This is a genomic window from Acidocella sp., assembly GCF_013044125.1.
In the GTDB taxonomy this organism is placed as follows: Bacteria; Pseudomonadota; Alphaproteobacteria; order Acetobacterales; family Acetobacteraceae; genus Acidocella.
In genome coordinates, this window is sequence record NZ_JABEVC010000048.1 from 1 (window position 1) to 6,150 (window position 6,150).

Here is a 6,150-nt window from a genome sequence, read left to right on the forward strand (position 1 = left end):
CCCCCAGATGACCCCCATCCCCCAAAAATAAATTTATTAAATTCTATACCTATTTGAAATAACACAATAATTTGGCACTCCCGCAGGGGAATCATAATCCCTTGGTCGGTGGTTCAAATCCGCCCGTCGCTACCAGTGAATTTTTATATTTATCAAGAGCTTAAATAAAACCCCTCTCCCGAGGCCGCGCTTGTCTCCCCCGGCTCCCGCAAGGCCGGCCGCTCAATCCGGACAATTTTCACGCAAGCGCGGCACGCCCACATGCTCCTTCATGCCGAAACACCATTGCTGCCCTTTGCGGGTCTTGTGCATCTCCGGATCGCGCTGGCCAGACGCATTCTTGGCCGAAGACGGTGCCGCGATAATCGTCGCCTCCACGATCGTGCCCATGGATATCTTGATCCCGCGCGCTTCAAGGTGGGCACCAATCTGCTCAAACAGAACACGCCCGAAATCGTGCGCCTCCAGCAAGTGGCGGAATTTGCAGACCACAGTCTCGTCGGGGACCGGCTCCTAACCCAGGTCAATGCCAACAAAACGGCGCATCGAGGCCGATTTATAAAGCGCTTCCTCAACCGCTGGGTCAGACAGGTTGAACCAGTACTGGCGAAAGTGGATGCGCAATATCCGCTCAAGCCAAACTGGCCAGCACCCCTTCCCGGCCTTGGGCTACACAGGCTCAATCGAGGCGCAGAGCTCGCCCCAGGGGATGACCTGCTCCATCTCCGCCAAAAATGCCGCACGCCGCGTCGTCTTGCCGTAACGCTTAAAGCCAGTTCCAGCAAAACGCGACTGGCGCATGCAACCCTCCGCAAACAAACAGAGGTTACAGAATACCGCCGTTGCCCTTCAAGGAGACTTACTCAGAGATACCTAGATTTTGTCAGCCTCCTCGGCCAGCAGCTCCTTTTTGGAGAGTTTGCCTACCATGGTGCGTGGCAAGGTCTCGCGAACCTCAACCGACCTTGGCATTTCAATTTTGTTCAGGCGCTTTTGCAGAAATTCCAGAATTTGCGCGCCGGTGGCCTGCTGGCCGGGGCGCAGGGCAACAAAAAGCTTCGGCGCCTGGCCGCGGTACGCGTCCGGCACGCCGATGGCGATGGCGTCCTGCACGGCGGGATGCTGGTAGGCCGCTTCCTCGATTGTGCGGGGATAAACATTGTAACCACCGCAGATGATGATGTCCTTGATGCGATCAACGATGAAGAGATAGCCATCCTCGTCGAGATAGCCGATATCGCCGGTGCGAAAGGCGCCATCGATGAAAACCTGGGCTTCTTCACGCTGGTGGTAGTAACCAGGCATCACCTGCGGCCCGCGCGCGCAAATCTCGCCGCGCGCGCCTTGCGGCAGGATCACCTCCGGGTTTTCAGGGTCTCGAATTTCGATGGTTGTGCCTTGCAACGCGCGCCCGACGCTGCCGCGCTTGCCCGCCTCCGGCAGGCTGAGTGTGAGCACCGGCGAGGTTTCCGAAAGGCCATAGCCTTCCAGGATATGGCCATGTGAAATGCGCTCGAATCGGCCGCGCACCTCCTCGGAGAGCGGGGCGCCGCCGGAGACACAGAATTTGATGAAGCTCAGATCGGTTTTGCCCGATGCCTCGGCGGCGTTGCTGATGGCGGTGAAGAGCGTGGGCACGCCGGGCAGAATGGTCGGGCGGCGGCGGTGAATGGTTCGCATCAGCAGCTTCAGGTCCAGCCTGGGCAGCAGTATAATCTCCGCACCGATGCTCAACGACAGATTCATCACGGCAGTCATGGCGAAGACGTGAAAAAGCGGCAGAATTGCCAGCATCCGCTCCTCGCCGGGGATAACGCCAGGCAGCGCCGCCAGCACCTGGCGGACATTCACGCTGATATTGGCATGGGTGAGCTGGGCGGCCTTCGGCTTTCCCGTGGTGCCGCCGGTGAATTGCAGCACCGCGATATGGCGGGCCGGGTCGATCGCGACGGGGGCTGGCTGCGCCGGGCCGGAGGTCAGCCGCTCGAATGTTACATAAGGGGCATGATCAGGAACCCGCGCCAGCTGCTTGCGCTTGAATAGCCGCAACGCGATGGCTTTAAGCGGCGTGAGGAGGGAGGCCATCGGGCAGACGATGACGCGCTTGAACAGCCCACCCGCCGCCAGCTTGCCTATTTTTTCCTGGATGATGGCAAGATCCATGGAAACCATGATCGTGACATCGGTTTCGCGCGCCTGCACCTCGATCTCGGACAAGGTATACAGCGGGTTGAAGTTAACCACCGTGCCGCCGGCCTTGAGGATGGCATGGTACATGATGACGCTATAAGGGCAGTTGGGCAGGCAAAGGCCGACATTCACCCCCTGCCTGACACCGAGCTTCTGCATGCCGGCGGCGGCACGGTTGGTCAACTGGCCCAGTTGCCCATAACTCCAGCGGCGGCCGAGAAAATCAAGCGCCGGCCGGGGGGCGAACCGGCGCACGGCATCGTCGAGCATGGCAAAGGCCGGCTCACCCGCCGGCCCACAGACCGGCACCGGCTGCGGCGTATTCAAACCGTCCATGCCTTCCCCCTCATAATGCCGCCGTGGAGACCTCGTATTGTGGAAGAGTCATCATTCGGCACCGGCGGCAGCTCCGCTAAGCCTGCAGCCCGTCTGCCAAGCATACCCTGAACCATATGTCCGGGTAGCGGTGTTTTTTACCCGGCGCAACAAAAATAACGGGGCCCGAGGACCCCGTTTAGCCTGCGCGAACCCAGTTCAACCGGCATCACGCCGGCGCTGCGGCTCAGACCGCTTTAAGATTGATCGCGGCTGCCTTGCCACGTTCCATCGCGATGTCGAACGTGACCTTCTGGCCCTCGTTCAAGCCGCGCAGACCTGCGGACTGCACAGCGGTAATGTGGACGAACACGTCCTTGCCGCCGTCCTGGGGAACAATAAAACCATATCCTTTGGTGGTGTTGAACCACTTAACAGTGCCGGTAGCCATTACTCGTCGTCGCTCCTTAACATTGGCCCGCCGCGCGCCTGCCGCGCGGATTGAGGGACAACCGGGTTCTGGTTAATCTTGTATGCGTCCGGTCGCCGGGAGCGCGTTCCCAAGTCAAGCCAAAGTCGATTGCCCCCAAATCTCGCGCAGAAACCTTTGGTATTGTCAACGACTTCCTAATCCCTCTGCCCCGGCCCGCCCCTTCCTGGAACCTGATTTTTCCGCTGGCCCCGGTCCGCAATGTGCTAAAATTTAGGACAGGCTTCCGAACACGCGCGATTCTTGGCATAAGCAGTCAAGCCTATAATAAATATGGAGGGTCGAATATGTCTGATGCGGATATTGTACCGGTAAAACCAGAGATTGCAGCCGCGGCCCTGATGCCCCGGGCCCGTTATGATGAGATGACCGCGCGCGCGGCCTCGGCACCGGACGAATTCTGGGCGGAGGAGTCCCGGCGCATTGACTGGATGAAGACCCCCACCAAGATCAAAAATACGTCCTTCACCGGGGATGTCTCGATTAAGTGGTTCGAGGACGGCACGTTGAACGCCGCCGCCAATTGCCTGGACCGGCATCTGGCCGAACGAGGTGATCAGGTCGCGATCATCTGGGAAGGCGATGACCCGAATGATTCCAAAAAGGTGACCTACCGGGCGCTGCACGAGCAGGTTTGCCGCCTGGCCAATGCGCTGAGCACCCAGGGCGTGAAAAAGGGCGATGTCGTCACCATCTACCTGCCGATGATCGTGGAAGCGGCGGTGGCGCTGCTCGCCTGCGCGCGAATCGGCGCGATCCACTCCGTGGTGTTCGGCGGCTTCTCGCCCGACTCTTTGGCCAACCGGATTCAGGACTGCAACTCCGTGGCGCTCATCACCGCCGATGAAGGCCGCCGCGGCGGGCGCAAGGTGGCGCTGAAGCTGAACGCTGACGAGGCGCTGAAATCCTGCCCGTCGGTGAAAAACGTGATCGTGGTGAAGGCCACCGGCGGCGATGTGGCGATGCAGGCCGGGCGCGATGTGTGGTACGAGGATGTAACCGCCGCTGCCTCGCCCGCCCATACCCCGGCGGAGATGAACGCCGAGGACCCGCTATTCATCCTCTACACCTCCGGCTCCACCGGCAAGCCCAAGGGCGTGCTGCACACCACCGGCGGCTACATGGTCTGGGCGAGCTTCACGCATCAATATGTATTCGACTACCACCCCGGCGAAGTTTACTGGTGCACGGCTGACGTCGGCTGGGTAACCGGCCACACCTATATCGTGTACGGACCGCTGGCCAATGGCGCCACGACGCTGATGTTCGAAGGCATCCCCAACTACCCGGATACCTCACGCTTCTGGCAGGTCATCGACAAGCATCAGGTGAATATCTTCTACACCGCGCCGACCGCCATCCGCGCCTTGATGCGTGACGGCGAAGGCCCGGTGCACAAAACCTCCCGCAAATCTCTGCGGATTCTGGGCTCGGTGGGCGAGCCCATCAACCCCGAGGCGTGGAACTGGTATTACCGGGTGGTCGGCGAGAACCGTTGCCCGATCGTGGATACCTGGTGGCAGACGGAGACCGGCGGCATTCTCATCTCGCCGTTGCCGGGCGCCATCGCGCAGAAGCCGGGTTCAGCGACGCTGCCGCTGCCGGGCGTGTTTCCCATTCTGGTGGACGGCGAAGGCCAGCGCCTGCACGGCGCGACCGAGGGCAACCTCTGCATCGCCGATTCCTGGCCGGGGCAGATGCGCTCGCTCTACGGCGACCACGCCCGCTTCGTGCAGACCTATTTCTCCACCTTCAAGGGCCTGTATTTCACCGGCGACGGCGCGCGCCGCGATGCCGACGGCTATTTCTGGATCACCGGACGGGTTGATGACGTCATTAACGTCTCCGGCCACCGCATGGGCACCGCGGAGGTGGAATCCGCCCTCGTACTGCACCCCAAAGTCGCGGAAGCGGCCGTGGTCGGCTTCCCGCACGAGATCAAGGGCCAGGGCATCTATGCCTATGTAACCCTGGTGGCCGATGCGGAGCCGACCGAGGCCCTGCGCAAGGAGCTTGTTGCCTGGGTGCGTAAGGAGATAGGGCCGATTGCGGCACCGGATGTGATCCAATGGGCGCCGGGCCTACCGAAAACCCGCTCCGGCAAAATCATGCGCCGGATTCTGCGCAAAATCGCCGCGAACGAAACCGACAGCCTGGGCGATACCTCCACCCTGGCTGACCCGGGCGTGGTGACTGACCTGGTGGATAACCGCGCGGGTTGAGCCGCGCGGGTTAAACCATGGGGCCAGGGGGCGTTGCCTCCTGGCCCTGACGGTACTTAGAACATCCACGGCTAATTCGGTTTTTGAAAAAGGAATGGAAGTGGCTTGTGTCAACAATAATTGCATTGTGTGCGCTGATTTTGAGTATTTGGAATTTTGTTCACCAGCAATCGTAATGAAGCTTGCAAGATATTGCACCGAGGTCGGGCTATTACGTCAGTAAAAAAACAGCGCGCCGACCTTATGCTCGTCGCCACCGGGCTGGTGGAGTCGCGCGCCAAGGCGCAGGCGCTCATCATGGCCGGGCTGGTTTATGCCGGTACCGCGCGGGTGCAGAAAGCCGGTGATTTGTTGCCCGAGGATGCCGTCCTTTCCGTGAAAGGCCAGGACCATCCCTGGGTCTCGCGCGGCGGGGTGAAGCTGGCGCATGGGCTCAGCCATTTCGGCTTCGACCCTTCCGGCCGGATATGCCTGGATGTCGGCGCCTCCACCGGCGGCTTCACCGATGTGCTGCTCACCCATGGCGCCAAACATGTCTACGCGGTGGATGTCGGCCACGGCCAGTTGGCGTGGAAACTCCGGTCTGACCCGCGTGTCACCGTGCTGGAGAAAACCAACGCGCGCCATCTCACCGCGCAGATCATCCCCGAGCCCATCGGCGCGCTGGTTTGTGATGCCAGTTTCATCGGGTTGCAGATTGTGCTGCCCGCCGGTCTCGCTTTGTGCGCGCCGGGGGCGTTCGCGGTGGCGCTGATCAAGCCGCAGTTCGAGGCCGGGCCCGAGCATGTCGGCAAGGGCGGGGTTGTGCGGGACCCGGAGATTCACGCCGCAGTCTGCGCGAAAATCCGGTCCTGGTGGGAGTCGCTCCCCGGCTGGCGGGTGCTGGGTGTGGAGAAAAGCCCGATCACCGGGCCGGAGGGGAATATTGAATTC

4 protein-coding genes and 1 pseudogene are annotated in these 6,150 nt (G+C 61.1%); 2 read left to right on the forward strand and 3 right to left on the reverse strand.

Annotated elements, in window-relative coordinates:
- Positions 1-252: 252 nt before the first annotated feature.
- From HKL97_RS02595 to HKL97_RS02605, 3 genes and pseudogenes are all read right to left on the reverse strand, one after another.
- A pseudogene (locus HKL97_RS02595) lies at positions 253-801 on the reverse strand (IS5 family transposase); the annotation flags it as partial.
- A 72-nt stretch (positions 802-873) separates the two neighbouring features.
- Positions 874-2,526, reverse strand: coding sequence for a long-chain fatty acid--CoA ligase (locus HKL97_RS02600; protein ID WP_291422549.1), 1,653 nt, complete (start codon positions 2,524-2,526; stop codon positions 874-876).
- Between the two features lie 226 nt (positions 2,527-2,752).
- Positions 2,753-2,956, reverse strand: coding sequence for a cold-shock protein (locus HKL97_RS02605; protein ID WP_284256130.1), 204 nt, complete (start codon positions 2,954-2,956; stop codon positions 2,753-2,755).
- A 326-nt stretch (positions 2,957-3,282) separates the two neighbouring features.
- On the opposite strand from HKL97_RS02605, the gene acs reads away from it, so the two are divergent.
- Both acs and HKL97_RS02615 read left to right on the forward strand, forming a co-directional pair.
- Entirely contained in the window at positions 3,283-5,217 is a 1,935-nt protein-coding gene (acs, locus tag HKL97_RS02610; protein WP_291422550.1) for an acetate--CoA ligase, read from the forward strand.
- 243 nt (positions 5,218-5,460) lie between these two features.
- The coding region (locus HKL97_RS02615; RefSeq protein ID WP_291422551.1) for a TlyA family RNA methyltransferase at positions 5,461-6,150 on the forward strand (690 nt) is incomplete at its 3' end.